Raw genomic sequence first — 25,217 nt, 5'->3', positions numbered from 1 at the left:
ATGCTACCGCCTCGGCGGCCACTGTAGGGATGACGTGTTGTCCATATGTCTTGACAAAGTCCGCAGCCGCTGGAATCGTCGTTCTCGGGAGGGCCGGTGCGCGGTCCGGGGAGGGGAAGCGTGATCGACGTGGTGCGGCGCATCGTCGCCAAACGGGTGCACGACCCGGAAGCGATCGCCGAGGCGGCCGCGAACCGGGTGCGGGCCGCATCGCCGTTCAACGACAAGGGCCGCACGATGATCATCGCCGCGGACCACCCCGCCCGCGGCGCGAACGCGGTGGGCGGAAACCCGACGGCGATGGCCGACCGCGGCGAGCTCCTCGAGCGGTTGTGCCTCGCGTTGGAGCGCCCGGGCGTCACCGGTGTGCTCGCGACCGCGGACGTCGTCGACGACCTGTTGCTGCTCGGGGTGCTCGACGGCAAGACGGTGCTCGGGTCGATGAACCGTACCGGGCTGGCCGGGTCGAGCTTCGAGATCGACGACCGCTTCGCTTGCTACGACGCCGAATCCCTCGACCGGATGGGCTTCGACGGCGGCAAGACGCTGACCCGGATCTGCCTCGACGACCCGGCAACGCCGGCCGTTTTGGAGAACACCGCGAAGGCCGTCAACGACCTGGCCGACCGCAAGCTCATCGCGATGATCGAGCCGTTCCTGTCGGTGTGGGCGGGCGGGCGCCTCAAGAACGACCTCTCCCCCGACGCCGTGATCAAGTCCATCACCATCGCTTCCGGGCTCGGCCGCTCGTCGGCCCGCACCTGGCTCAAGCTGCCGGTGGTGGACGAAATGGAGCGCGTGCTGGCGTCTTCGACACTGCCCGCCGTCCTGCTCGGCGGCGAGGTCAAGGACGCCGACGCGGCGTTCTCGGCCTGGCAGCGGGCACTCGCCCTGCCGACCGTGCAGGGCCTGGTGGTCGGGCGGTCCCTGCTGTTCCCGCACGACGGGAACGTCGCCAAGGCCGTCGACACCGCGGTGGGACTGCTGTGAACACCACTACTTCGAGGAGCACCGTGCACACCGTCGAACACTGGATCAACGGCGCCGCCACGTCCGCGGGTTCGACCCGCACCGCGCCGGTCTACGACCCGGCCACCAGGCAGGAACAGGCCCGGGTCCTGCTGGCCGATCCCTCCACTGTGGACACCGCCGTCGCCGCCGCGAGCAAAGCCTTCGAGACGTGGGGCGACTCCTCGCTGTCCCAGCGCACCAAGGTGATGTTCGCCTTCCGCGAGCTGCTGGTGAGGCACGAAGACGAACTCGCGCGGATCATCTCCGGCGAACACGGCAAGGTGATCGAGGACGCCCGCGGCGAGGTCATCCGCGGCCGCGAGGTCGTCGAATACGCCTGCGGCATCGCCGACGCGCTCAAGGGCAGCTTCTCCGACCAGGTCTCCCGCGACGTCGACGTCCACGACTTCCGGCAGCCGCTCGGTGTCGTCGCCGGGATCACCCCGTTCAACTTCCCGATCATGGTGCCGTTGTGGATGCACCCGATCGCGATCGCCACCGGTAACACGTTCGTTCTCAAGCCGAGCGAGCGCGACCCGTCGGTCTCGAACTTCGTCGCCCGGCTCTACGCCGAGGCCGGGCTGCCGGACGGCGTGTTCACCGTCGTGCACGGCGACAAGACCGCGGTCGACGCGATCCTCGACCACCCGGACATCGCCGCCGTGTCCTTCGTCGGCTCCACCCCCATCGCCAAGTACGTCCACGAGCGGGGCACCGCGGCCGGCAAGCGCGTCCAGGCCCTCGGCGGTGCGAAGAACCACGCGGTGGTCCTGCCCGACGCCGATCTGGAGTACGCGGCCGACCACCTCACCGCGGCGGCGTTCGGCTCGGCCGGGCAGCGCTGCATGGCGATCTCGGTCGGGGTGGCCGTGGGCGCGGCCGGCGACGCGCTGGTCGAGGTCCTCGAGCGCAAGGCGAACGAGGTCAAGGTGGGCCCGGGCAGCGACCCGGCGAGCGACATGGGCCCGGTCGTCACCGAAGCCGCGCGCGAGCGGGTGGTGAACGCCGTCGCCCGGGGCGCCGAGCAGGGCGCGACGGTGGTGGTCGACGGCCGCGGCCTGAAGGTCGAAGGCCACGAAGAGGGTTTCTTCGTCGGCCCGTCGTTGCTGGACGGCGTGACCACGGAGATGGACGCCTACCGCGAGGAGATCTTCGGCCCGGTGCTCGCGATCGTCCGCACCGCGACGGTCGAGGAGGCGATCGCGGTCATCAACGCCAACCCGTACGGCAACGGCACGGCGATCTTCACCGGCAGCGGCGAAGCGGCGCGCAAATTCCAGCGCGAGGTGAAGGTCGGCATGATCGGCGTCAACGTCCCGATCCCGGTGCCGATGTCGTACTACTCCTTCGGCGGCTGGAAGGACTCCCTGATCGGCGACAGTCCCGTCCACGGCCCGGCGGGCGTCCGCTTCTACACCCGCGCGAAGGTCGTCACCACGCGCTGGCCCCGGACGGAGGCGGGCTTCACCTTCCCCACCTCCAGCTAACCGGAACACCCATCTCCGGTTTCCGGTACGGTGGACGTCGTCACCGACGAAGGAGGCTCCCCGTGGGATACCGAGGCCCGCTCCCGAAGACCGCCGTGGACCGCGTCAACACGTGCGTGGGCTCGCTGCGGACGTCACCCCGCTGGGGCAAGCTGGTCCGCCGCCACCTGACCCAGGTCACCTACACCGGCCGGCGGTCGGGCCGGACGTTCACCACCCCCGTCGGCTACCGGCGGGCGGGGAACGTCGTCACCATCGGCGTCCGGCTCCCGGACGCGAAGTCGTGGTGGCGCAACTTCACCGGCGAGGGCGGCCCGCTGTCCCTCGAACTCGACGACACCGGCCGCACCGGCCACGCCACCGCGCGGCGCGACGAAAAGGGCCGCGTCACCGTGACCGTCCGGCTGGACGAAACCGCCTGACGGCCCGTGCCGACGCAGCCCGGCCCCGGGCGAAACGCGCTAGCGGGCCCCCCTGTGCCACAGCAGGCCACCGCCGCCGGACGAAGCCACCCGGCGCCGCAGCGGGCCGACTCCACTCAGCCGAACCATCTCGCGAGCCACCCCACACGGAGGCAACCCGGCGAGGCCCGCCGCCTCACCGCGCCAATCGCCGCCCCGGTCCAGCAGCAGCAACCCGACCCCACCCGACCAACCGACCCAACCGGCCATCCCTTGCCACAGCAGGTCGGCGAGACCCGCCACCCCACCGCGTCAATCGCCGCCCCACTCCAGCAGCAGCAACCCCACCCCACCCGACCAACCGACCTAACCGGCCATCCCTTGCCACAGCAGGTCGGCGAGGCTCGCCGCCTCATCGCGCCAGTCGCCGCCCGGGTCGAGCAGCAGCAAGCCGGCCAGGCCACGCAGCACCACCACCGGGTCGAGACCCGGTCGCACCGTGCCTGCCGCCGCGTTCGCTTCGAGGAGGGCCGCCATCGCGCCGATCATGGACTCGTAGGCGCTCGCGGGCAGCTCGCCGCGGGAGGCCGTCGCGCGGCGCAGCGCGTCGGCCAGCCCCTTCTTCGTCATCATGTAGTGCGCCAGGTGGTCGGTGACCCACACCCGGAACGCCTCGTCCGGCGCGTGCTTGTCCAGCAGCACCGGCACGATCTCCACGATGTGCCGCACCTCGCGCTGGTAGACCGCGAGGATCAGCGCCTCCGGCGTCGGGAAGTGCCGGTACACCGTGCCGACCCCGACCTCGGCCTGCTTCGCGATGGCGTTGAACGAGACCTCGCCGGTCCGGGCGAGCGACTCCCCCGCCGCGACGAGGATGCGCTCGTGGTTGCGCCGGGTGTCCGCGCGCCGGGGGCTGACCGAACCCGTCGTCATCGTCCCTCCCGTTCCTCGTCCGCCGGCTTCCGTCCGCCGAATCTAACCCAGACCTGGAGCAACTCCAGCGTGACCGGTTCGTTGCGGAGCGGATTGTAATCCGCTAGCCTCGCGAACAGGTGAAGCGGATGACTATCCGCTCCCTTTGATCGCCGCCACCACCACCGTCCGGAACCGATCCGGGCGAGCTGCGGAAAGAGACCTGTGGACATCTCACTCGAAGTCAACGGCAGTACCGAACACCTGGACGTCGATCCCGGCGTGACCCTCCTGGACGCGCTGCGCGAGCGCCTCGACGTCACCGGCCCGAAGAAGGGCTGCGACCGCGGCCAGTGCGGTGCCTGCACGGTGCACGTCGGCGGGCGGCCCGTGCTGTCCTGCCTGACCCTCGCCGCCACCGTCAAGCAGCCGGTCACCACCGTCGAAGGACTGTCCACAGAGGACGAGCTGCACCCCGTGCAGCAGGCGTTCGTGGACCAGGACGCGCTGCAGTGCGGGTTCTGCACCGCCGGGCAGATCATGTCGGCGGTCGCCGCCGTCGAGCAGGACGTCGAGGACGTGCGCGAGTTCATGTCCGGCAACCTCTGCCGGTGCGCCGCGTACCCGAACATCGTCAAGGCCGTCCAGCAGGCGAGGCGGGCCGATGCGTCCCTTTGAGCTGACCGCGCCCACCACCGTCGAAGCGGCGCTCGCGACCCCCGGCACCTTCCTCGCCGGCGGGACGACGCTCGTCGACCTCATGAAGCTCGACGTCCTCACGCCCGAGCACGTCCTCGACATCAACGAAGTCCCGCTGCGCGGCATCGACACCTCCGACGGCCTGCGCTTCGGCGCGCTGGAGCGGATGAGCGCCATCGCCGCACACCCGCAGGTGTACCCGGCGATCTCGCGGGCCCTGCTGCTCAGCGCGTCCCAGCAGCTGCGGAACATGGCCAGCATCGGCGGGAACCTGCTGCAGCGCACCCGCTGCGGCTACTTCCGCGACGTCGCCTCGCCGTGCAACAAGCGCGTGCCCGGCAGCGGCTGCCCCGCGCTCACCGGCGCGAACCGCATGCACGCGATCCTCGGCACCAGCGACTCCTGCGCGGCGACGCACGCCAGCGACGTCGCGGTCGCACTGGTCGCGCTCGACGCCCGCGTGAAGCTGGCCGGTTCCGAAGGCACCCGCGAAGTCGCCCTCGCCGACTTCTACCAGCTGCCCGGGGACACCCCGGCGCTGGAGAACGACCTGCGGCCGGGTGAACTGATCACCGAGGTCATCGTGCCGCGGCTGGACTGGGCGGCGAACTCCACCTACGTCAAGGTGCGCGACCGGCAGTCCTACGAGTTCGCGCTGTGCTCGGCGGCCGTCGCGCTGGACGTCCGGGACGGCGTCATCGCCGACGCCCGCGTCGCGGCCGGTGGTGTCGGGACCGTGCCGTGGCGGCTGCCGTCCGTCGAAGCCGCCCTGCGGGGTGGCCCGGCGACCCAGGCCGCCTTCGAAGAAGCCGCCGCCGTGGCGGCCGAGGGCGCGGAAACGCTGTCCGACAACGGGTACAAGGTGCCACTGCTCAAGCGGACCCTCGTCCGCGCGCTGCTCGAACTGACCGAGGGGAGCTCCCGATGATCACCCGGCTGGACGCGCCGCTGAAGGTCACCGGTCAGGCCAAGTACGGCGCCGACCACCACTTCCCCGGCATGGCCTACGGCTACGTCGTGCTCAGCACGATCGCCCACGGCGAGATCGAAGCCATGGACTTCTCCGCGGCGCGGGAGGCGCCCGGCGTCGTCGGCGTGTACTCGCCGTTCGACCCGCTGGAGATGCGCACGGCCACGTCGCCGCTGTTCGGCGACACGTGGGTTCCGCTGCAGGACAAGGAAGTCACCTACTACGGCCAGCCGATCGGCTTCGTGGTCGCGGAGACGTTCGAGCAGGCCCGCGACGCGGCCTCGCTGGTGAACGTCGCCTACCGCCCGTTGCCGGCCAAGACGTCGCTGACCGAAGGCCTCGCCACGGCCGAAGACGCGCCGCCGGCCCGGGACGGCGCGCCGCCGACGCTGGAGGTCCTCGCCGACGGCGTCGAATCCATCGACGACGCGTTCGCCGCGAGCCCGGTCGTCGTCGAGGCGACCTACACCACGGCGACGCAGAACCACGCCGCGATGGAGCCGCACTCCGCGGTCGCGGTGTGGGACGACGGCGAGCTGACCGTCTACAGCGGAAACCAGGCGTCGAACCTGCAGGCGATGGAGCTGGCCAGCGCCCTGGACCTGGAACTGACCGCCGTGCACTGCGTGAACCCGTTCGTCGGCGGCGCTTTCGGTGGAAAGGGCCGCACGTCGGCACCGGCGTTCCTCGCCGCCGCGGCGGCGCGGTCCCTCGACCGCCCGGTGAAGGCCGCGCTCACCCGTGAGCAGGTCTTCACCGCGACCGCCGGCCGGGCCGCGACGGTCCAGACGATCAAGCTCGGCGCCGAACGGGACGGCTCGCTCGTCGCGCTCAGCCACGACTCGTGGTGCAGCACCGACGCCGCCCGGTCGTTCGTCGAGCCGACGTCGCACGGCACCTCGCGCGAGTGGTACGCCACGCAGAACCTGGCCATCAGCCAGAAGATCGTGCCGCTGAACATCCCGCCGACGACGTTCATGCGCGCCCCCGGCGAGGCACCCGGTTCGTTCGCGCTGGAAAGCGCGGTCGACGAACTCGCCGTCGCGCTGGGCATGGACCCGATCGAGCTGCGCATCCGCAACAACTCGACCGCCCCGCCGGGCAAGGACCTGCAGTGGTCGAGCAAGCACCTCGACGAGTGCTTCCGCATCGGCGCGCAGCGCTTCGGCTGGGCGCACCGCCCGCCCGGCACGCGCACCGAAGGCGACTGGCTCGTCGGCATGGGCGTGGCCACGGCGATGTTCCCGGCGCTGCGGTTCCCGGCCACGGTGGGCATCACGCTGCACGCGGACGACACCGCCGACGTCGCCACCAGCGGCGCGGACCCGGGCACCGGCCTGCTCACGGTGCTCTCCCTGGTGGGCGCGGAATCGCTCGACATCCCGGCCGACCGGATCACGCCGCGGCTCGGCGACTCGGCGCTCCCGCCGGGCGGCCTGTCCGGCGGCTCGACGGCGACGGCGAGCGCGGGCACCGCGATCATGATCGCGGCGGTCAAGGCCATCGACGAACTGGTGGCGCTCGCCGCCGATCCCGGTGCGCCGTTCGAAGGCCACGAAGTCACCTACGCCGACGGCCGGGTGTTCGCGGACGGCCGCAGCATGACCTTCGGCGAACTGCTGCGCGCGGTCGGCCGCGAGTCGCTCGAAGTGACCGGCTCGTCGGCGCCGGGCGAGGAGCTCACGAAGCACTCGTTCAGCTCGTGGGGCGCCCAGTTCTGCGAGGTCCGGGTGCACCGCCTGACCCGCGAAGCCCGCGTCTCGCGGATGCTCGGCGTGTTCGACTCGGGCCGGATCATCAACGACAAGGCGGCCCGCAGCCAGATCATGGGCGGCATGATCTGGGGCGTCTCGGCGGCGCTGCACGAGGGTCTGGAGATCGAGGCGAACGGCCGGTTCGCCAACGGCGACTTCGCGAGCTACCTGCTCCCGGTCAACGCCGACATCCCGGAGGTCGACGTCCACTTCGTCGAGTACCCGGACACGCTGCACAACGCCGTCGGCGCGCGCGGCCTCGGCGAGATCGGCACGGTCGGCATGGCGGCGGCGGTGGCCAACGCCGTGTACAACGCCACCGGCACCCGGGTCCGGCACATCCCGATCACCATCGAGGACCTCCTCGAAGACTGACGGCCGGGCGGGGCGCCCGACGGCGCCCCGCCCGGCCGTTATCCATCCGCGACAACGGCGGGGACGATCGCCCATGACGGCGACCGGTCCGCGGTCCTAGGCTGTCGGGACTCCTCCCCGGTGTGCCACGAAGGGACCCCCCGCAATGACCGACCCGGTCGTCCCCACCACTTCCGGCGCGGTCCGCGGTCAGGTCACCGCCGACGGCGTCGCGCTCTTCCGCGGTGTGCCGTACGCCGCCGCGCCCGAAGGCGACCTGCGCTTCGCCGACCCCGTCCCCGCGCCGCCGTGGGAAGAGGTCCGTGACGCGAGAAGACCGGGGCCGACCGCGCCGCAACGCCGCCACGACGTCCCCGGCCTGGACCTGACCCCGATCGCCGGCACCGGCTGGCGGCCGGGCCCGGAGTACCTGACGGTGGACGTGTGGACGCCGCAGCCGGGCGGGGCCGCGCTGCCGGTCCTGGTGTTCGTCCACGGTGGCTCGTTCCTCGGCGGTACCGGGTCGGCCGCGGCCTACGACGGCACGGCGTTCGCCCGCGCCGGCGCGGTGCTGGTGACCGTGCAGTACCGGCTCGGCGTCGACGGCTTCCTGCCGCTGGAGGGCGGCAGCACCAACCTCGGGCTGCGCGACCAGCTCGCCGCGCTGCGCTGGGTCCGGGAGAACATCGCCGGGTTCGGCGGCGACCCCGGCAACGTCACCCTCTTCGGCGCGGCCTCCGGCGCCGTCAGCGTCGCCTGCCTGCTCGGCTCGCCGCTCTCGCCGGGCCTGTTCCACCGCGCGATCGTCCAAAGCGGACACCCCGACATGGTGCGCGACGGCGTCCAGGCGCGGCGGCTGGCCCGGGTCGTCGCCGACGAGCTGAAGGTCGAGCCGACCGCGGAGTCCTTCCGGAAGGTGTCGACCGAGCAGCTGCTCGACGCCCAGGACGCCGTCCTGCGCCCCGGCGGCGCGCCCGACCTGCGCGACGCGCTGGGCTACGACCGCGGCTACGGGCTGAGCCCCTTCCTCCCGGTGATCGGCGACGACGTCCTGCCGCACCACCCGGCCAAGGCGATCCGGGCGGGCGCGGGCCGCGACGTCGACCTGATCGCCGGCAGCTGCAGCGAGGAGATGCGGCTCTACCTGGTCCCGACCGGCGCGCTGGAAGAGGTCACCGACGACCAGGCGATCGCGTCGCTGGCGGTGTCCCACCCGGACCCGGCCGGCGTGCTGCACGCCTACGGCCTCGGCTCCGGCGTCCCGGCGGGCCAGGTCCTCGTCGAAGCGCTGACCGACCTGGTCTTCCGCGACGGCGTGCGCGACCTGGCCGACCACCACACCGGCCGGACGTTCCGCTACGAGTTCGAGTGGGGTTCGCCCCTGCTCGACGGCAGGCTCGGCGCGTGCCACGGGCTCGAGCTGCCGTTCGTGTTCGACGCGCTGGCCGCGGTGCCCGGCCCCCGCGGCCTGCTCGGCGAGGCCCCGCCGCAGGACCTGGCCACCGAGCTGAACGGCGCTTGGCACCGCTTCGCCGCCACGGGTTCGCCGGGCTGGCCGGAGTACGCGGGCGAGGACACCGTGTTCCACGCGTACTGAGCGGCGTTCGCGGGCCTCAAGGTCACGAACGCGTAGCGCGCCTTGCTCCACCGGGCTGGACTCCGGCCCGGGACGGTTGACGGCTCCCCCGCGGCGCTGCCAGGCTCAGGCCCGCCCGGACGGCCGGATGATTGGGGTCCACCGATGCCCGAGGCGGGCTCTGCCGCACCGCCGCGCGCGCTCGTCCGCACGTTGCTCCGCAGCGGCACCCCCGCGGAACCCGCCGGGCCCGCCGACGACGGCGACCTCACCGCGGTCGGGGACGCGACGCTCGCACGTGCCTCGCGCTACTGGGTCCTCGTACCGCTGGCGTACCGGATCGCGGCGTTCATCAAGGTGTTCATCGGGTTCGCCGCGGCCAACGGCGGGGCCGGGCTCGGCCCGGTCCTGGGCGCGACCGTGTTCGCCGTCCTGACCGGCTCCGCCGCGGCGGTCTGGGTGCTGCGCTCCGGCGGGCTGCGGGCCCGGGTCACCGGCCGCGCCCTCGGCCTGGACCTGGCCGTCGGCGTCCTGCTCAACTTCTTCGTGGCCGCGACGGCGCCGGCGGCGGTGCAGCCGTTCGCGGTCGACGTGTCGTGGACCTGGCTGGTCAGCGCGGTCGCGATGTGGGCGGGCACCTCCGGGCTGCCCGCCGCGCTGTGGCTGTTCGCCGCGGCCGTGCCGCTGCGGGCCGCGCTGACCTTGGCCGGCGGCCTCCCGCTGGGCCACCAGCTCGCCCTGACGCGCTCGATCGGCTGCCTGGTCGCGCTGGCGGTGGCGATCGTGCTCGCCGTCGCGATCCTCATCATGCTCGGCGTCGGCACCCGGTTCGCGGTGGACATCGGGCTGCGGCGCGGGCGCGAGGCCGAACGCCGCCGGACCCGGCGGATCATGCACGACAGCGTGCTGCAGACGCTCGAAGCACTGGCCATTTCCGCGCCGGGCGACGACGCGCAGGCCGTCACGCGGCTCGCGGAACTCCGTTCGGTCGCCAAGGCGGAGGCGGCCGAGCTGCGCCGCCGGATCACCGAGCCGGTGCCGACCGGCCCGACGCGCAGCTTCACCATCGAACTCGCCGACGTCGCCACCGAACTGGCCCGCGACGGCCTGCGCACGCAGCTCGTCGCCGCGGACTTCGCCGACGACCACAAGGTGTCCCGCGACCGCCGCACCGCGCTGGTCGAAGCGGTCCGGGAAGCGTTGCGCAACACCGTGAAGCACTCCGGGACCAAGCAGGTCGTGCTCCGCGTGGAGGAACGCGACGGCGGCATCGCGGTGGTCGCCCGCGACCAGGGCCAGGGTTTCGACGTCCGCGACCGGCCGCCGGGCTTCGGCATCAGCCAGTCCATCGTGGCCCGGCTGGCCGAGGTCGGCGGGCACGGCACGGTCGACTCCCAGCCCGGGCGCGGCACCCGCGTGACGATGTGGGTGCCGGGCTAGGCAACGGGTCTGCGCTGCGGCACAAGACTCCCGCCACGACCGGGGCGCACCATGCCCGGACAGTCCCCCGCGGGAGGAGAAAGCCATGGCCGAGTCGGGCTCCCTGCGCCGCGACGCGCTGGGCACACCGGGCGTCGTCTTCCTCGTCCTCGCCGCCGTCGCGCCGCTCACCGGCATCGTCGTCATCGCTTCGCTGGGCATCGCGCTCGGCAACGGCGGCGGCATGCCGGGTGCGTTCCTGCTCGCGGCGCTGATCCTGGTGCTCTTCGGGGTCGGCTACGCGCAGATGAGCAAGGTGGTCACCGGCGCGGGCGGCTTCTACGTCTACGTCACCAAGGGACTCGGCCGCCCGCTGGGCCTGGTCGCCGCGCTCGTCGCACTGCTCGGCTACAACTGCTTCGTCGCCGGCGCGGTCGGGACGAGCGGCTTCTTCACCGCGAACGTCGTCGAACAGGTCTTCGGCTGGCGCACACCGTGGCAGGTCTGGAGCCTCGTCTCCGCCCTCGCGGTGTTCGGGCTCGGCCGCCGCGGGGTCGACGTCAGCGCGAAGGTGCTCGGCGTTTCGCTCGTCCTCGAAGTGTCGATCCTGCTCGTCCTCGACGTCGCGGTGGCCGTCCGGACCGGGCTGGACGTCTCCGCGTTCGCGCCGGGGGTGGTGTTCTCGGACTCGATCGGGATCGCGTTCCTGTTCGCCTTCAACGCTTTCGTCGGCTTCGAAGCCACCGGGTTGTTCAGCGAAGAGGCCCGCGACCCGCACCGGACGATCTCCCGCGCGACCTACACGGCGATCGTCCTGATCGGGGTGTTCGCCGCGGTGACGACGTGGGCGCTCGTCAGCGCGACGGGCGTCGCGGAGGCCGGGCGGACGGCGCAGGACCACCTCGCGACCGGCGACCTCGTCTTCTCGATCAGCCGCACCTACCTGGGCTCGTTCCTCACCGACGTGATGATGCTGCTGCTGGTCGTCAGCCTGTTCGCGGCGCTGCTCGCACTGCACAACTCGGCGACGCGGTACTTGTTCGCGCTCGGCCGGGCCCGCGTGCTGCCCGCCGTCCTCGGCCGGACCAACGCGGCGAACGGGGCGCCGTACGTCGCGAGCGGGACGCAGATCGGGCTGGCCACGCTGATCGCCGCCGGCTACGCGCTGGCCGGGCTGGACCCCCTCGCCGACCTCACCGCCAGCATGACCGGCATCGGCACCCTCGGCGTGATCGCCCTCCAGGCACTGGCCGGCATCGCGGTCGTCGCGTACTTCCGCAGGCGGCGCGACCCGCGGCTGTGGCGCACCGCGATCGCCCCCGGCCTCGGCGGCCTCGGCCTGATCGCGGTGACGGTGCTGGCGATCGTCAACTTCCCCACGCTGGCCGGCTCCGAGGCACCGGCGATCGCCCTGCTCCCGTGGCTGCTCGCGGTGGCGGCGGCCGCCGGTCTCGCCCTGGCGGCCTGGCTGCGCCGGCGACGCCCGGACGTCTACGCGGGCCTGGACGCGCTCGGCCTCGACGCCGAACCCGCCGCTCGTTAGCCCGCGCGGCGGCGGTCAGCCTCGTCGACCGCCACGGAGTGCGGTCCGGCAGCCGCGGCACCGGGTGACCGGGCTCACGTGCGCCGGCGACGCGACGCACTGGTGGATCCACCGGCCGTGCACGTGGGGCGGGACTGGCCGGAACTCGGTGGTTCCTGGCATTCCAGCCACTCCCGGGCCCGGATCGAGCCCAGTAGGTTCGCCGCGTGTCGAAATTCCTGCTCTCGGTCCACGTCCTGGCGGCGGTGCTCGCCGTCGGCCCGGTCGCCGTCGCGGCCAGCATGTTCCCCGCCGCCGTCCGGAAGGGCGAAGCGAAGGTGACGACGATGCTGCACCGGATCTGCCGCGTGTACGCCTACGCCGCCATCGCCGTCCCGGTGTTCGGGTTCGGCGTCGCGGGCACCATGCACGTCATGGGCGACCCGTGGCTGCTCACGTCGATCGGCCTGACCGCCGTGGCGGCCGCGGTCCTCGCGCTCCTGGTGCTGCCGCGGCAGAAGCGGTTCCTGACCGGAGAGTCCACTTCGGACAAACTGGGCCGTCTCGCGATGGTCACGGGGGTGTTCAACCTGCTGTGGGCGGCGGTGACGGTCCTGATGATCGTGCGGCCGGGTTCCTCGACGGGCGCCTAGTGATCACGCGCTCGATCAGCGCACCCCGGTTACCTCCCGGTACGGTGGGGTCACGAAACGACCCCCTGACGCGCCGACCCGGAGGAATGGTCCATGCCACAGCCCGAATCGGCTTCGAAGAACCCCGACAAGGGATACCTCGCCCTGCTCGGCTGGAGCCTCAACGCGATCGAAGCCCTCGACCGGTTCGACCGCCGCTACGTCGTCGTCGCCCCGGAGTGGGCCGAGCAGTACTGCGCCGAGCACGACATCCCTTACGTGCCGTGGAATTTCGAGCGGCTCAACGAACGTTCGCTGGAGATCGCGGAGATCCTCAAAGAAAGAGGCGTCGACGTCGCGATCCCGCTGTTCGAGGAGACCGTGGAGTGGGCCGGGGCGATCAACTCGGTGCTGCTCGACAACCCGCGGCTGTTCGGGCAGGCGATGCTGTTGCGCGACAAGGCTTTGATGAAGCGCCGGGCCCAGCTCGGCGGCATCCGGGTCGGCATCTTCGAGGAGGCCCACGACCGCGACGACGTGATCCGCTTCCTCAAGCGCGTCAACCAGACGCTGCTCAAGCTCGACGGCGACCCCAACGACCCGATCCACCTCAAGGCCTTCGACAAGGCCGGCTGCCTCGGGCACCGCGTCATCCGCACACCCGACGAGATCGACACGATCCCGGACGACGAGTTCCCCGTCCTCATGGAGTCCCACCTGGACGGCTGGGAGTTCGCCGTCGAGGCGTGGATCCACAACGGGAAGATCAAGTTCCTCAACATCTCCGAGTACGTCACCCTCGGGTACTCGGTGTTCGTGCCGGCGACGTCGGAGCTGGAGAAGTACCGGCCGCAGATCACCGCGCAGATCGAGAAGCTCATCAAGACCTTCGACATCGAGTTCGGCTTCGTGCACCCGGAGTACTTCGTCACCAGCGACGGCGAGATGTACTTCGGCGAGGTCGCCTACCGCCCGCCGGGCTTCAAGGTCTTCGAGCTGCTCGAACGGGCTTACGGGTTCAACGCCTACCAGGGCCTGGCGCTGGCCTTCGACCCGAAGACGACGGAGGAGGAGATCGACGCCTTCTTCCCGCGCGAGGTCGTCGACGCGTCCGGCGTCGCGGGCTGCTTCGGCGTCTACCCGCGCCGGCGGGTCGTCAGCGAGCTGCGGATCCCGGAGCAGACCCAGGACGACGACTACTACGAGTCCCACGACCTTTCGGCGCCGCTGGAGGAGACGGTCACCAAGCGGACCGCTTTCGGCACGCACTGGGGCCTGCTCTACTTCTTCGGCGACGACGCGTACCGGATGCGTGATCTGCTGAAGGAACAGGAAGAGTACGACTTCTACGTCTGATCCGTCCGATGTGGAGGCCGGCACCCGACCCCGAGGAACACCTGTGAACCCGACCCCCGCCGCGACGCTGGACAAGCGCGTGGCTTCGCTCGACGACGCCGTGCAGGCCATGGCGGAGACCCGCGACTTCGGCAAGCACACGAAGCTGCGACGCGTCCTGGAAGCACTGCGGCGGGTCCTGCTGCTGCCAGGCGGGCCCGCGGCGATCCAGGCCCGCGCGCAGGCCATCGAGGAAGCCGGCGTGTTCGAGGGCACCGACTGGGCCACGCCGGAGATCCTCGTCCCGGCACTGGTCGGGCCCGGGCTGCGCAGCGAAAACGGCGACACCGTCGTCATCGAGGCGACCAGCGAGCTGCGGATGCTCGCCGTCGCCCGCGGGGACTTCGCGCACCCGACGCTGTCCGCCGAGGACGCCCGCCAGTTCCTTTCGCAGGTGCTGGCGATGAACCTCGAGCTGCTGTTCACCCCGCCCAGCGAGGCGGAACGGGTCCGCCAGGGCCGGACCGCGCAGCTGATCCGGGACCTGTTCCGGCACGTCGCCGATGAGGTCGGCTACGACACCGTCCTCGACGAGGTGGTCGACGAGATCTGGCGGATCCTGCGCCAGCGCCCGATCCAGGTCGACCAGGTGCAGTCGCTGATCACCCGCATCGCGATCTACCGCGGCGACCCGGACGTCGCACTGGGCGCGTCGTCCGGGCAGGGGCTCGACCGGCTCATCACCAGCCTCTTCGGCACCACGGAGGCGTGCCGGGAAGACCCGGGGGTCGACGTCTTCCGGGCGCGGCTGGAGTCGATGGACACCGGCGCCCTGCAGTACGAGGCCACCGGGTTCGCCCGGGCGATGCACGACACCGGGCTGGTCTCGCCGTACCACGCGGAGCTGCTGCGGTTCCTGCGGCACGAAAGCGACTACCTGCTCGGCGAGGCGCTCGGGCTGTCCGAAACCGGGCGCAACTGCCTGCTGCGCTACCGCGACCTGGTGCACCGGCTGATCGAGGTCGCCGTGCACCCGCAGACCGCGCAGTGCATCTACGGGCTGGCGCTGCTGCTCGACCGCGGCATCCTCTACGAGCCGCCGGTGGTGCCCGCGCTGTGGCGCCAGCTGGCGCTGGACCTCGCGCCGGCCGCGCGCGAGCGGCTGACGCTTGTGTTCGGCGACCGGCCGGGACCGGCGGCGCGGCTCACCGCGGGCGTGCTGTCGATGCTGGGCCTGCCGCTCGGCGTCGGGCAGGGCGACAACCCGACCTGCCAGTCGGCCCGCGCGCTGTCGATGTGGGCCTACAACGACCCGGACTACCTGCTGCAGATCGTCACGTGGGCCGCGCGCGACGACGAGGTCATCATGCACTTCGAGGGGCAGCCGATCTCGTCGAAGGACAGCGCGGCCGGGCTCGCGGCCACGCCGCCGGCCGACCTCGACCCGGTGTCGCTGCTGGTGGTGCCGCACCTGGACCGGATCTACGCCGAGATGGGACGCCGCTGCGCCGACCGCCCCGGCGACCCGCACCGGTGGGTCAACCCGGAGTTCCACGGCTGGTGGACCGCGCGCGGCTTCCGGATCAACGTCGACGTGGCGACCGGGCAGCTGATCGACCTCGACGACTTCTACCGGCACTTCCACGCGAGCTACCACCCGTTCTTCAACGGCGGCCAGCCGCTGATCCACCCGCAGCCGGCCGGGATCGCGGTCACCGACAGCGCGGCCCGCTACATCGGCTGGCACGCGATCACGATCCTGCGGGTCGGCCCGGATCCCCAGGGCGTCATGCGGGTGTACTTCTTCAACCCGAACAACGACAGCGGCCAGGACTGGGGTGACGGCGTGGTCGTCTCCACCGCGGGCAACGGCGAGCGGTTCGGCGAGGCTTCGCTGCCGTTCGACCAGTTCACGTCGCGGCTCTACCTCTTCCACCTGGACCCGCTCGAGCGCGGCCAGCCGGAGAAGGTGCCCGCGGAATCCGTCGCCGGGATCCTCGGGTACGTCGAACGCAGCTGGGGCGCCGACCGGCTGCCGGCCGGCCGCCTCCAGGCCGCGAAGAGCCCACCCGAGTCCTAGCCGGGCACGCGGACCGCGACGAAGTCCGGCCGGCTCCGCAGGGCGAACCCGAGCGAAAGGTACAACCGGATCGCGGAGGTGTTGCTCGCCGCCGCGTGCATCATCGGCGTCTCGCCGCGCTCGCGGATGCCCGCCGCCACGGCGAGCACGAGCCGCGTCGCCAGGCCTTCCCCGCGGTGGGCCGGGTCCGTGCAGACCGCGCTGATCTCGGTGTAGCCGGGCGGGTGCAGCCGCTCCCCGGCCATCGCGACCAGCGCGCCGCCCCGCCGGATCCCGAGGTAGGTGCCGAGCTCGACGGTCCGCTTCCGGAACGGCCCCGGCTTCGTCCGCTCGACGAGGTCGAGCATCTCCGGCACGTCGGCGAGCCCCAGCCGCACGGCCTCCGGCTCCGGCGCGGCCGCGACCCCTTCGTCCACCAGCTGGACACCCGGGGTCACGCCGACCACCTCCCAGCCGGACGGCGGCCGCGCGGCGGTGGCGGCGAGCACGATGGTCGTCCCCGGCCCGGCGAGCTCGGCGACGTCCAGCCAGTCCCGCGGCCCGGGATCGTCCGGCAGCGCGAGAAAGGGGGCGACGTCTTCGGGGTAGCGCACCACGCGGCCACGCCCTTCGGCGAAACGGGCGTGCGGACCGGTCAGCGACGCCAAGGCCGGGTTGTCGAGCGGAGAAGCCATACCGCCAGGATCCCTGCCCCGCCCGGCCGGGCGGCACCGGTCCCACATCCTGAGCGCCGCCGGTAGGGTGCGCTCGTGGGTTCGCAGGTCCCGGTGTGGATACCGATCGTCGTCGCGCTGCTCGGCCTGGCCGGGGTGCTCGCCACGCAGCTGCTGTCCGGCCGCCGCGAGGCGAAGCGGATGGCCGAGGAAACCGCCCGTGAAGAACGTCGCTGGCAGCGCGAGCGGGAAGCCCGCACCCACGAAACCCGCGCCGGCGCCTACGCCGAACTGCTCGGCGTCCTCGAAGCGTTCGACTCGGTCCTGTTCCGCGCGCTCCGGTCCCGTGAGCTCGGCAAACCCGTCGACGAGCACCAGGTCACCGAGCTGCGCGAGGTGCGGAGCGAGACCCAGCACGCGCTCGGCCCGGTCGTGCTGCACGCGCCGGAGTCCGTGCGGGAGCTGGTCAGCGAGGCGACGCTGCCGCGGATGCGGCTGACCTCGCGGCTGCTGGACCCGGACCACCCCGGCACGGAAAACCGCGCCCTCTGGACCGCGGGCCAGCGCGGCTACCGCCTCCTGCGCGCGAAGATGCGCCTCGACCTGGGGTTCGACGCGGAACCGCTGACCGCCATCGAGGCGATCGGCGCTCAGCCGACGGTGGTCAGCGGCTCGTCGGACAGCACCTCGGACCCGGCCGACACGACCAGCCTGCCGCCGCCCACCTTGTAGGTGTAGTCGCCGTTCACCGCGACGAAGCCGTCGCCCGACGCCTCGGCGGGCAGGACGATGTGGGTGTCGCCCGACGCCGTCTGCCCACGGGCCTGGCCGTCGTAGAAGATCCGGCCGTCGGGCGTCCGGCAGATCGTGACCTGCGACTTCACCGTCTGCCCGGCCAGCAGCACGGTGCCCTGGCCGCCGGGCAGGTAGTGCGCGGCGTCGCCGGGGCACGGCTTCCCGGCCGGCGTGACCGAGGTCGTGGGCGTGGGCGGCGTGACCGGCGGCGTGAGGGTGCCGGCGGTCGTGACCACGGTCCTGGTCGTGGGCAACGCGGGCGTCGTGTAGGCCGGGAACGGCCCGGACGCGGCGGGATCCGGCTTCGAGCGCCCGGTGAACAGCAGGACGCCGCCGACCGCGAGGCCCGCGACCACCATCAGGGTCAGCAGCACCCACAGCGCCCGGGCGCGGGCCCGGCCCGGCGCCAGGCTCGAGCAGGTGCCGCAGCGCCCGGCGGCGGGGTCGTTGACCGCGCCGCACTGCGCGCACATCCACGGGGTACCCGACATCGGGCCTCCTTCGGCCCGGCGCCTCGCGGCGCCGTCACCTCATCGTCACCGACGAGGACGCCCGCTGCAACGGTCCGGCTCCGAACGGAACCGTCACGTTCGTGCCCGGGTGGTGCTCCGCCCCTTCGCCGGGTTCGGACGAGAAGCCACGCCATCTGCTCCGATCGGACGAGAGCAGCATCCTCGCCGAACGCCGTGACCGCGCCGATCGGCGGTTTTCGGCGGCACCCTCAGAGCACGAACCGGCGCTGGGCGTCGGGTTCCAGCGGCAGCGCCCCGTGCAAAGCGGCCCGCGCGCGCAGTTCCAGCGAACGGTCGAGGGGCCGGGTGCCCGGCACCGGCGCGGTGTGGAACGTGCCGCGGTCGAACAGGTACACCAGCGCGAGCTTCCGGTCGAGGCGGCCGGTCTGCTCGCCGAACTCGACGGTCGCGAACCGCAGGCAGCCGCCGTACCCCGCCCGGGTCAGCCGGTCCGCGACGTCGACCAGGTCACCGGTCAGCACGCGCAGGTCGCGGTTGCGGCGCCAGCAGCGCACCGTCGAGCGGCCGTCGAGGTCCTGGGTCACCAGCGGGTGCACCGGCAGCCGGGCCGACGTCGCGGCCAGCAGCTCCGCTTCGGTGCGGGCCAGCGCGTCCCCGGTCACCTTGAAATCGACCGTGCCCCCGCCGGTGGGCGCCAGCCCGAGCGCGGCGCGCATCCGCGGTGCCGCGGCGGCGAGGGTGTAGAGGGACTGCAGGTGCGGGCGGGACGTCCAGCACCGGACGAGCTTGCTGTCCAGCAGGGTCACGACGATGGTGTCCTATCTCCGGTCGAAAAAACCGCCGGGCCGGGCGCACTGGCAATGTCCACAGTGGACGTCAGGCGCGGGGACACCGGGGTCGGAGAGGACAGCATGCTCCCGCACCGCGTGGTTCCGGACCGGAAGCACGCGGTCACGCGGCGAACGGCAGCACTTCGCCGCCGAACGGTCACACCGGGTCAGGTTCGACCGATCAGCGGTACCCGCCCGCCTCACGCCACCGAAATGACGACCTTCCCGAGGTTCTGCCGGCTCCGGAACCGCTCGAAGGCCCCGTCCGCGTCGTCGAACGGGTGAACGCTGTCGACGACCGGCTCGAGCGGCCGGACGGCGAGCCACCGGAGGAGGTCCTCGGTGTCCTCGCGGCTGCCGACCCAGATCTTCCGCAGGGTCGCGCCGCTGCGGAAGAGGTCCATGAACCCGACCGGCGGCCCGTCGGCGCCGACGAACCCGACGAGCGCGATCTCGGCGTGGTGCGTTCCGGCCGCGACGAGCGACTGCGCGAACGTGCCGGGCCCGCCGACCTCGACGATCCGGTCCGCGCCCCGGCCGCCGGTGGCGTCGAGGACCGCCTTGCCCCACTCCGGCGTCGCCCGGTAGTCGATGACGGTGTCGGCGCCCCATTCGGTCAGCTTGGCCGCCTTCTCCGCGCTGGACGTCGTCGCGACGACGCGCGCGCCGTGCTGCTTGGCCAGCTGCAGGGCGAACAGCGAGACGCCACCGGTGCCGAGGGTGAGCACGACGTCGCCCGGGCGCACGCCGGCGAGCGACGTCCACGCGGTGACCGCGGCGCACGGCAGCGTCGCGCCCTGTTCGAAGCCGAGCGAATCCGGCAGCGCGACGAGCGCGTGTTCCCCGACGGCGCGGTACTCGGCGAGCCAGCCGTCCTGGCCGTTCCCGTAGCCGACCAGCGTGTCCGGCAGCCGGCCCGCGATCCAGTGCGAGTGGAAGCCGCCGATCACCCGATCACCGGCCGCGAAGCGGGTGACGCCTTCGCCGACCGCGACGACCTCGCCCGCGGCGTCGGACAGCGGGATCAGGCCGCCCGGCCCGGTGCTGAAGTGGTCGCGGTCGAGGATCAGCAGGTCGCGGTAGTTCAGCGACGTCGCCCGGACGCGGACGAGCACTTCCCCGCGCTGCGGTTCGGGCATCGGCTCGTCGCGCTGGACCGGTTTTCCGGCCTCGGGACGGTAGACGCGCACCGGGGACCTCCTTCATGTTAACCAAATGACTAACATCGACCATGGCACAGCTCCGCGCGTCCCGGCAACCAGGGATACTCGGGACATGGCCAGCCGCACCGCGACCCCGTTGGACCACCCGGCCCTCGACGACGTCCCGTTCGGCGCGGCCCTCGAAGCCCTCCGCGACCCGCACCGGCTGGCCATGGTCGCCGCCCTCGCCCGCGAACCCGGCCAGTCGTGCGGCGCGATCATGCCGCCGGTCAGCAAGCCCGCGGCGTCCCGGCACTTCAAGATCCTCCGCGCGGCGGGCCTGCTCAAGCAGTGGGACAGCGGCACCCAGCGGCTGAACGCCCTGCGCCGCGAGGAGTTCGACGCCCGCTTCCCGGGCCTGCTCGACCTGGCCCTCGCCGAAGCCGCCCGCTGATCCGGGACCTTCCACCCCAACCAGACATTTAGCGTTGCTAATAGATCTGAGTCAGAGCTAGTTTGGCGGCATGACCGCACTCGCCGACCGGCTGCTGGGCGCCGTCCAGGGGATCCGCCGCGTGGTGCGCCGCCGCGTGCGCGCCGAAGTTCCCGGCTCGCCGCTGCCCGGCGCGCAGGTCGAGGTCCTGCGCGTGGTCGCCGACCACCCCGGCATCGGCGTCGCCGCGGCCGCCCGCGAGCTGCACCTGGCGAACAACTCGGTCAGCACGCTGGTCAACCAGCTCGCCGAAGCCGGGCTGCTGCGCCGCGAACCCGACCCCGCCGACCGGCGCGCGGCCCGGCTGGAGATCACCGGCGCCGCGCGCGACCGGATGGCGTCGTGGCGGCGCGCCCGGACCGGGCTCGTCGCCGAAGCCCTCACCGCACTGTCCGAAGAGGACCGCGAAGCCATCAAGAACGCGTTGCCCGCCTTGGAAAAACTCATGGGCGTCCTGAAGGAGCAGCCATGACCGGACCCGCGGTGCGCTGCACCGGCCTGAGCCACTCGTTCGGCCCGACCCGCGCGGTGGACGGCGTCGACCTGGAGATCCGCGCGGGCGAGGTGTTCGGCCTGCTCGGCCCGAACGGCGCGGGCAAGACCACCACCCTCCGGATGATCACCACGCTGCTGCCGGCGGCGCCGGAGAAGATCACCGTCTTCGGCGTCGACGTCGCCCGCCGCCGGATGGCCGTGCGGCGGCTGATCGGTTACGTCCCGCAGCAGCTGTCCGCCGACGGCGCGCTGACCGGCCGCGAAAACGTCGCGCTGTTCGCCCGGCTCTTCGACGTCCCCCGCGCAGTGCGCTCGCAGCAGGTGCGGAACGCCCTGGAACTGGTCGGGCTCGAGGCGGACGCCGACCGCACGGCCAAGACGTACTCCGGCGGCATGATCCGCCGCCTCGAGCTGGCCCAGGCCCTCGTCAGCTCGCCGCGGCTGCTCATCCTCGACGAGCCGACGATCGGCCTCGACCCGGTCGCCCGCTCGTCGGTGTGGGAGCGGATCACGGAGATCCGCGCGGCGACCGGGATGACCGTGCTCGTCACGACCCACTACATGGACGAGGCCGAGCAGTACTGCGACCGCGTCGCACTGATGCACGCCGGCCGGATCCGCGCGCTGGGCACCCCCGCCGAGCTGGAAGCGGGCCTCGGCCCGGAGTCCACTTTGGACGACGTGTTCCGCGCGGCGACCGGCGACCGCCTCGACAGCGACGAAGGAGGGATCCGCGGTGTCCGTGCCACTCGCCGTACCGCCCGCCGTCTCGGCTGACCCGGGCCCGCTCGGCCGGCTGCGCGTGCTCGCCGCCCGCGTCGGCGCGATGTGCCTGGTGGAGCTGCAGAAGCTGCGCCGCGACCAGACCGAGCTGCTCACCCGCGCGATCCAGCCCGCGCTCTGGCTGCTGATCTTCGGGGAGACGTTCACCCGGCTGAAGGCGATCCCGACCGGCTCGACGCCGTACCTCGACTACCTCGCGCCCGGCATCCTCGCGCAGTCGGCGCTGTTCATCGCGATCTTCTACGGCATCCAGATCATCTGGGAGCGGGACGCAGGCGTGCTCGCCAAGCTGCTGGTGACCCCGACCCCGCGCGCGGCCCTCGTCGCCGGGAAGGCGTTCGCGGCGGGAGTCCGCGCGCTCGTGCAGGCGCTGATGGTCCTGGTGCTGGCCGCGGTCCTCGGCGTCGGGCTGACCGTGAACCCGCTGAAGCTGCTCGCGATGGCCGTCGTCGTCGTGCTCGGGTCGGCGTTCTTCTGCTGCCTGTCCATCGTGATCGCCGGGATCGTGCTGTCCCGCGAACGGCTGATGGGCATCGGGCAGGCGATCACGATGCCGTTGTTCTTCGGCTCCAACGCCCTCTACCCGGTGGACCTGATGCCGTCGTGGCTGAAGGTGCTCAGCCACGTCAACCCGTTGAGCTACCAGGTGGACGCGCTGCGCGGCCTGCTGATCGGCACGCCCGCGCACCTGGGCCTCGACTTCGGCGTGCTGGCCGCGGCGACGGCGGTGGCGATTTCGGTCGCTTCGGCGCTGCTCGGCAGGTTGGCCCGGTGAGGCCCATCTCTCACCGAACGGAAGCTTCATTCCCGGATGGCTAATCTCGGTTCCGTGAATGGTCGCCCCAGCGTGTTCTCTTTGGTCGGATTGTGCGTTCTCGCCGGAATTCTGGTGGCGGGAACGGTGGCGCCCGCCGCCATCGGCGCGGGCCTGCTGTCGAATCAGGTGAGCGATTCGGTGGACGCCATTTCCGCCCAGCTCGCGGCGGCCGATCCCCCGCTGACCACGACCGTGACCGATCGCGACGGCACCCCGATCGCGACGCTCTACGCGCAGTACCGCCTCCCGGCCACCTCGGCCGGGATCGCGACGACCATGAAGGCCGCGATCATCGCGGTCGAAGACCGCCGCTTCTACTCCGAAGGCGGCGTCGACCTGCAGGGAACGCTGCGCGCGGCGCTGAACGACAGCACCGGCGGCGCGCTGCAGGGCGCGTCGACGATCTCGCAGCAGTTCGTCAAGAACTACCTGATCAACGTCGTCGACCGGACCGACCCGGTGGCCCAGCAGGCCGACCGCGAGGATTCGCTCGCCCGCAAGCTGCGGGAGGCGAAAATGGCCGTCCAGCTCAACGCGACGACGAGCAAGGACGACATCCTGGCGGATTACCTCGACGTGGTCGAATTCAGCGGAACCGTGTACGGCGTCGGCGCGGCGGCAAAAGCGTATTTCGGGACGACGGCGGACAAACTGACCGTGCCGCAGGCCGCCCTGCTCGCCGGAATGGTGAACAACCCCAGCGTCTACAACCCGTACACGCACGCCGGCAAGGCGCTGCAGCGCCGCAACCTCGTCATCGACGACATGGTCACCAACGGCTCGATCCCGGCGTCGTACGCGGCGACGGCGAAGGCGGCACCGCTCGGGCTGCTGCCGAACGGGCCCGTGACGCCCTCCGCCACCTGCATGGGCGCGGCGCCGGACGCGGGGTTCTTCTGCGCCTACGCGGAAAGCTACCTCGTGCACGCCGGCTTCACGGCGGACCAGCTGGCCACCGGCGGGTACACGGTCAAGACCACGCTCGACCCGCGCGTCTCGCAGGTGACGAAGGACGCCGTCGACGCGAACGTGCCGACCACCCAGGACGGCGTCGCGAACACCTTCGCCGTCGTCCAGCCGGGTTCGACCGGGCACCAGGTGCTCGCCATGGTCGCCAACCGCGACTACGGCACGGATCCGGCGCGGGGCGAGACGTCCACCGACATCGTCGCCGACGCGAGCAACGAGTTCGGCGCGGGCTCGTCGTTCAAGATCTTCACCTCGGCCGCGGCGCTCGTCACGGGCAAGGCGGGCCTGGAAACGCCGTTGCCGAACCCGGACAGCCAGTGCTTCCCGGTGCCGGACTCGCACGCGTCGTGCTACACCGTCCACAACGACGGCCACTACGCCGATCCGATCAGCCTCGCCGACGGGCTGGCGACGTCGCCGAACGTCGCGTTCGTCGGGCTGGAGAGCCAGGTCGGCATGCCGGCGGTGCTCGACATGGCGTACAAGCTGGGGCTGCGGAACACCCTCGCGACCAACGACGCCGGTGCCGCGCCGAACCCCGCGTCGAGCAACCCGCAGTACAGCCGGCCGCAGTCGGAGTACTTCCGGAACCTGCTGTCGTTCACCCTCGGCAACAGCCCGGTGAGCCCGCTGGAAATGGCGAACGTCTCGGCGACGCTGATGAGCGGCGGCGTCTGGTGCCCGCCGGACCCGATCCTGTCGGTGACCGACCGGAACGGCAACGCCGTGCCGGTGCCGCGGCAGGCGTGCGAACAGGTCATCCCGACGGGCGTCGCGAACACCCTCGAAGCGGGCCTGAGCAAGGACACGACCGAGGGCACGTCGGCCCAGGCCGCCCACGCGGCCGGCTGGACCCGCCCCGACATCGGCAAGACGGGCACGACCCAGCAGAGCGAATCGGTCGCGTTCGTCGGCGGCGTCGACGGCTACGCGGTGTCGTCCATGGTCTTCGCCGACGGCTCGCACCCGCGCGAGATCTGCCCCGGCACCCCGGTGCACCTGGGCGACTGCGGCCACGGCGCGTTCGGCGGCACGGTCGCCGCGCCGCCGTACTTCCACGCCATGAGCCAGCTGCTGGCCGGGGTGCCGGACCAGCCGATCCCCGGCCCGGACCCGGCGTACCTGCAGGCGCGGAACTAGCGCGGTTCGAGGAAGACGAGCGGGATCTCCCGCTCGGTCTTCGTCTGGTACTGCGCGTAGTTCTTGAAGTCACCGGCGATCTTCGGCCAGAGCTTCGCGCGCTCTTCGGCGTCGGCGATCCGCGCCCGCATCGGCCGCTTCGGCGCGCCCTTGAGCGACACCTCGACGTCCGGCCGGTCCCGCAGGTTGAGGAACCACGCGGGGTGCGTGTCGTCCCCGCCGCGCGAGGCCACGACGACGAGCGCGTCCCCTTCCTGGTGCGGCGAGGTGAGCAGCACGGTCCGCGGCTGCCCGCTCTTGCGCCCGACCGTGGTGAGCTCGAGGACGGGCATGCCCGCCTGCCAGCCCACCCGCCCGCCGGTGAGCTTGATCAGTCCGCGGTGCACGGCATTCATCGTCTTCAGGACGCGGTCGCTCGGCATGGTCCCAACCTAGCCAGTTCCCCCAAACCGCCACGCCGCGGCACACCGGTGTG

The 25,217-nt window shown here is 72.1% G+C and carries 24 protein-coding genes; 18 read left to right on the top strand and 6 right to left on the bottom strand.

Annotation, left to right across the window (positions count from 1 at the left end; genetic code table 11):
• The first annotated feature begins 120 nt into the window (after positions 1–120).
• The 3 genes from ACLJQM_RS44550 to ACLJQM_RS44540 all read left to right on the top strand — a co-directional run bounded on the left by ACLJQM_RS44550 (position 121) and on the right by ACLJQM_RS44540 (position 2,920).
• Entirely contained in the window at positions 121–990 is an 870-nt protein-coding gene (locus ACLJQM_RS44550) for an aldolase (protein ID WP_410636219.1), read from the top strand.
• A gap of 23 nt (positions 991–1,013) precedes the next feature.
• Positions 1,014–2,498: a CoA-acylating methylmalonate-semialdehyde dehydrogenase gene (locus tag ACLJQM_RS44545; RefSeq protein ID WP_410636218.1), complete on the top strand. Its 1,485-nt coding sequence runs from the start codon at positions 1,014–1,016 to the stop codon at positions 2,496–2,498.
• A 62-nt stretch (positions 2,499–2,560) separates the two neighbouring features.
• On the top strand, positions 2,561–2,920 hold the full coding sequence (locus tag ACLJQM_RS44540; protein ID WP_410636217.1) for a hypothetical protein: 360 nt from the start codon (positions 2,561–2,563) through the stop codon (positions 2,918–2,920).
• Positions 2,921–3,265: 345 nt separating this feature from the next.
• Here ACLJQM_RS44540 and ACLJQM_RS44535 read toward each other — a convergent pair whose 3' ends face one another.
• Positions 3,266–3,832 carry a TetR/AcrR family transcriptional regulator gene (locus tag ACLJQM_RS44535; protein ID WP_410636216.1) on the bottom strand — a complete coding sequence of 189 codons (567 nt, stop codon included), beginning with the start codon at positions 3,830–3,832 and terminating at the stop codon, positions 3,266–3,268.
• A 204-nt stretch (positions 3,833–4,036) separates the two neighbouring features.
• Between ACLJQM_RS44535 and ACLJQM_RS44530 the strand changes: the two genes are divergently transcribed.
• The 9 genes from ACLJQM_RS44530 (at position 4,037) to ACLJQM_RS44490 (ending at position 16,152) form a co-directional block, all read left to right on the top strand.
• Positions 4,037–4,489, top strand: a complete 453-nt coding sequence (locus tag ACLJQM_RS44530) for a (2Fe-2S)-binding protein (RefSeq protein ID WP_410636215.1) — start codon at positions 4,037–4,039, stop codon at positions 4,487–4,489.
• The gene (locus ACLJQM_RS44525) at positions 4,476–5,438 is read left to right on the top strand and encodes an FAD binding domain-containing protein (RefSeq protein ID WP_360781269.1); all 963 of its coding nucleotides are present in this window, start codon (positions 4,476–4,478) and stop codon (positions 5,436–5,438) included. The genes ACLJQM_RS44530 and ACLJQM_RS44525 overlap by 14 nt, the downstream gene beginning before the upstream one ends.
• A complete protein-coding gene (locus ACLJQM_RS44520) occupies positions 5,435–7,609 on the top strand; it encodes a xanthine dehydrogenase family protein molybdopterin-binding subunit (protein WP_360781267.1) in 2,175 nt (724 codons plus the stop codon). Before ACLJQM_RS44525 ends, ACLJQM_RS44520 begins: the two co-directional genes overlap by 4 nt.
• Before the next feature lie 145 nt (positions 7,610–7,754).
• Positions 7,755–9,185: a carboxylesterase/lipase family protein gene (locus tag ACLJQM_RS44515; protein WP_247024578.1), complete on the top strand. Its 1,431-nt coding sequence runs from the start codon at positions 7,755–7,757 to the stop codon at positions 9,183–9,185.
• A gap of 144 nt (positions 9,186–9,329) precedes the next feature.
• Entirely contained in the window at positions 9,330–10,604 is a 1,275-nt protein-coding gene (locus ACLJQM_RS44510) for a sensor histidine kinase (protein ID WP_410636214.1), read from the top strand.
• A gap of 85 nt (positions 10,605–10,689) precedes the next feature.
• On the top strand, positions 10,690–12,126 hold the full coding sequence (locus ACLJQM_RS44505) for an APC family permease (protein ID WP_410636213.1): 1,437 nt from the start codon (positions 10,690–10,692) through the stop codon (positions 12,124–12,126).
• 206 nt (positions 12,127–12,332) lie between these two features.
• Positions 12,333–12,758 carry a hypothetical protein gene (locus ACLJQM_RS44500; protein WP_360781261.1) on the top strand — a complete coding sequence of 142 codons (426 nt, stop codon included), beginning with the start codon at positions 12,333–12,335 and terminating at the stop codon, positions 12,756–12,758.
• 93 nt (positions 12,759–12,851) lie between these two features.
• Entirely contained in the window at positions 12,852–14,093 is a 1,242-nt protein-coding gene (locus ACLJQM_RS44495; protein WP_360781259.1) for an acetyl-CoA carboxylase biotin carboxylase subunit family protein, read from the top strand.
• A gap of 43 nt (positions 14,094–14,136) precedes the next feature.
• Positions 14,137–16,152, top strand: a complete 2,016-nt coding sequence (locus ACLJQM_RS44490; protein WP_410636212.1) for a hypothetical protein — start codon at positions 14,137–14,139, stop codon at positions 16,150–16,152.
• Here the strand turns inward: ACLJQM_RS44490 and ACLJQM_RS44485 are convergent.
• Entirely contained in the window at positions 16,149–16,826 is a 678-nt protein-coding gene (locus ACLJQM_RS44485; protein WP_360781256.1) for a GNAT family N-acetyltransferase, read from the bottom strand. The genes ACLJQM_RS44490 and ACLJQM_RS44485 overlap by 4 nt on opposite strands.
• 75 nt (positions 16,827–16,901) lie before the next feature.
• Between ACLJQM_RS44485 and ACLJQM_RS44480 the strand changes: the two genes are divergently transcribed.
• On the top strand, positions 16,902–17,537 hold the full coding sequence (locus ACLJQM_RS44480) for a hypothetical protein (RefSeq protein WP_360781254.1): 636 nt from the start codon (positions 16,902–16,904) through the stop codon (positions 17,535–17,537).
• Here the strand turns inward: ACLJQM_RS44480 and ACLJQM_RS44475 are convergent.
• The 3 genes from ACLJQM_RS44475 to ACLJQM_RS44465 form a co-directional block, all read right to left on the bottom strand.
• The gene (locus ACLJQM_RS44475; RefSeq protein WP_410636211.1) at positions 17,456–18,091 is read right to left on the bottom strand and encodes a hypothetical protein; all 636 of its coding nucleotides are present in this window, start codon (positions 18,089–18,091) and stop codon (positions 17,456–17,458) included. The two genes, ACLJQM_RS44480 and ACLJQM_RS44475, sit on opposite strands and share 82 nt — an antisense overlap.
• Positions 18,092–18,321: 230 nt before the next feature.
• On the bottom strand, positions 18,322–18,879 hold the full coding sequence (pspAB, locus tag ACLJQM_RS44470) for a PspA-associated protein PspAB (RefSeq protein ID WP_247024593.1): 558 nt from the start codon (positions 18,877–18,879) through the stop codon (positions 18,322–18,324).
• 224 nt (positions 18,880–19,103) lie between these two features.
• Positions 19,104–20,093 (bottom strand): zinc-dependent alcohol dehydrogenase family protein, encoded by a 990-nt coding sequence (locus tag ACLJQM_RS44465; protein ID WP_410636210.1) that lies wholly within the window; start codon positions 20,091–20,093, stop codon positions 19,104–19,106.
• 85 nt (positions 20,094–20,178) lie between these two features.
• Here ACLJQM_RS44465 and ACLJQM_RS44460 point away from each other — a divergent pair, with 85 nt between their 5' ends.
• The 5 genes from ACLJQM_RS44460 to ACLJQM_RS44440 all read left to right on the top strand — a co-directional run bounded on the left by ACLJQM_RS44460 (position 20,179) and on the right by ACLJQM_RS44440 (position 24,742).
• Positions 20,179–20,499, top strand: a complete 321-nt coding sequence (locus ACLJQM_RS44460; RefSeq protein ID WP_247024597.1) for an ArsR/SmtB family transcription factor — start codon at positions 20,179–20,181, stop codon at positions 20,497–20,499.
• A 70-nt stretch (positions 20,500–20,569) separates the two neighbouring features.
• Positions 20,570–21,010: a MarR family winged helix-turn-helix transcriptional regulator gene (locus ACLJQM_RS44455; RefSeq protein WP_410636209.1), complete on the top strand. Its 441-nt coding sequence runs from the start codon at positions 20,570–20,572 to the stop codon at positions 21,008–21,010.
• Positions 21,007–21,810: an ABC transporter ATP-binding protein gene (locus ACLJQM_RS44450; protein WP_410636208.1), complete on the top strand. Its 804-nt coding sequence runs from the start codon at positions 21,007–21,009 to the stop codon at positions 21,808–21,810. Before ACLJQM_RS44455 ends, ACLJQM_RS44450 begins: the two co-directional genes overlap by 4 nt.
• A complete protein-coding gene (locus tag ACLJQM_RS44445) occupies positions 21,770–22,591 on the top strand; it encodes an ABC transporter permease (protein ID WP_360781244.1) in 822 nt (273 codons plus the stop codon). Before ACLJQM_RS44450 ends, ACLJQM_RS44445 begins: the two co-directional genes overlap by 41 nt.
• Positions 22,592–22,627: 36 nt before the next feature.
• Positions 22,628–24,742, top strand: a complete 2,115-nt coding sequence (locus ACLJQM_RS44440) for a transglycosylase domain-containing protein (protein ID WP_410636207.1) — start codon at positions 22,628–22,630, stop codon at positions 24,740–24,742.
• On the opposite strand, the gene ACLJQM_RS44435 is transcribed toward ACLJQM_RS44440, so the two are convergent.
• A complete protein-coding gene (locus ACLJQM_RS44435; protein WP_360781241.1) occupies positions 24,739–25,164 on the bottom strand; it encodes a nitroreductase/quinone reductase family protein in 426 nt (141 codons plus the stop codon). The two genes, ACLJQM_RS44440 and ACLJQM_RS44435, sit on opposite strands and share 4 nt — an antisense overlap.
• Between the last annotated feature and the right edge of the window lie 53 nt (positions 25,165–25,217).

The organism is Amycolatopsis sp. cmx-4-83, from assembly GCF_046548815.1.
Classification (GTDB): domain Bacteria; phylum Actinomycetota; class Actinomycetes; order Mycobacteriales; family Pseudonocardiaceae; genus Amycolatopsis; species Amycolatopsis pretoriensis_A.
Note: the sequence above shows the minus strand (reverse complement) of the source record. Positions and strands in the feature narration are given on the sequence as shown.

Coding starts and splice junctions, on each gene's coding strand:
- ACLJQM_RS44515 (WP_247024578.1), top strand. CDS start 7,755: ATGACCGACCCGGTCGTCCCCACCACTTCCGGCGCGGTCCGCGGTCAG.
- ACLJQM_RS44475 (WP_410636211.1), bottom strand. CDS start 18,091: ATGTCGGGTACCCCGTGGATGTGCGCGCAGTGCGGCGCGGTCAACGAC.
- ACLJQM_RS44485 (WP_360781256.1), bottom strand. CDS start 16,826: ATGGCTTCTCCGCTCGACAACCCGGCCTTGGCGTCGCTGACCGGTCCG.
- ACLJQM_RS44525 (WP_360781269.1), top strand. CDS start 4,476: ATGCGTCCCTTTGAGCTGACCGCGCCCACCACCGTCGAAGCGGCGCTC.
- ACLJQM_RS44455 (WP_410636209.1), top strand. CDS start 20,570: ATGACCGCACTCGCCGACCGGCTGCTGGGCGCCGTCCAGGGGATCCGC.
- ACLJQM_RS44520 (WP_360781267.1), top strand. CDS start 5,435: ATGATCACCCGGCTGGACGCGCCGCTGAAGGTCACCGGTCAGGCCAAG.
- ACLJQM_RS44535 (WP_410636216.1), bottom strand. CDS start 3,832: ATGACGACGGGTTCGGTCAGCCCCCGGCGCGCGGACACCCGGCGCAAC.
- ACLJQM_RS44450 (WP_410636208.1), top strand. CDS start 21,007: ATGACCGGACCCGCGGTGCGCTGCACCGGCCTGAGCCACTCGTTCGGC.
- ACLJQM_RS44435 (WP_360781241.1), bottom strand. CDS start 25,164: ATGCCGAGCGACCGCGTCCTGAAGACGATGAATGCCGTGCACCGCGGA.
- ACLJQM_RS44510 (WP_410636214.1), top strand. CDS start 9,330: ATGCCCGAGGCGGGCTCTGCCGCACCGCCGCGCGCGCTCGTCCGCACG.
- ACLJQM_RS44505 (WP_410636213.1), top strand. CDS start 10,690: ATGGCCGAGTCGGGCTCCCTGCGCCGCGACGCGCTGGGCACACCGGGC.
- ACLJQM_RS44460 (WP_247024597.1), top strand. CDS start 20,179: ATGGCCAGCCGCACCGCGACCCCGTTGGACCACCCGGCCCTCGACGAC.
- ACLJQM_RS44495 (WP_360781259.1), top strand. CDS start 12,852: ATGCCACAGCCCGAATCGGCTTCGAAGAACCCCGACAAGGGATACCTC.
- ACLJQM_RS44440 (WP_410636207.1), top strand. CDS start 22,628: ATGGCTAATCTCGGTTCCGTGAATGGTCGCCCCAGCGTGTTCTCTTTG.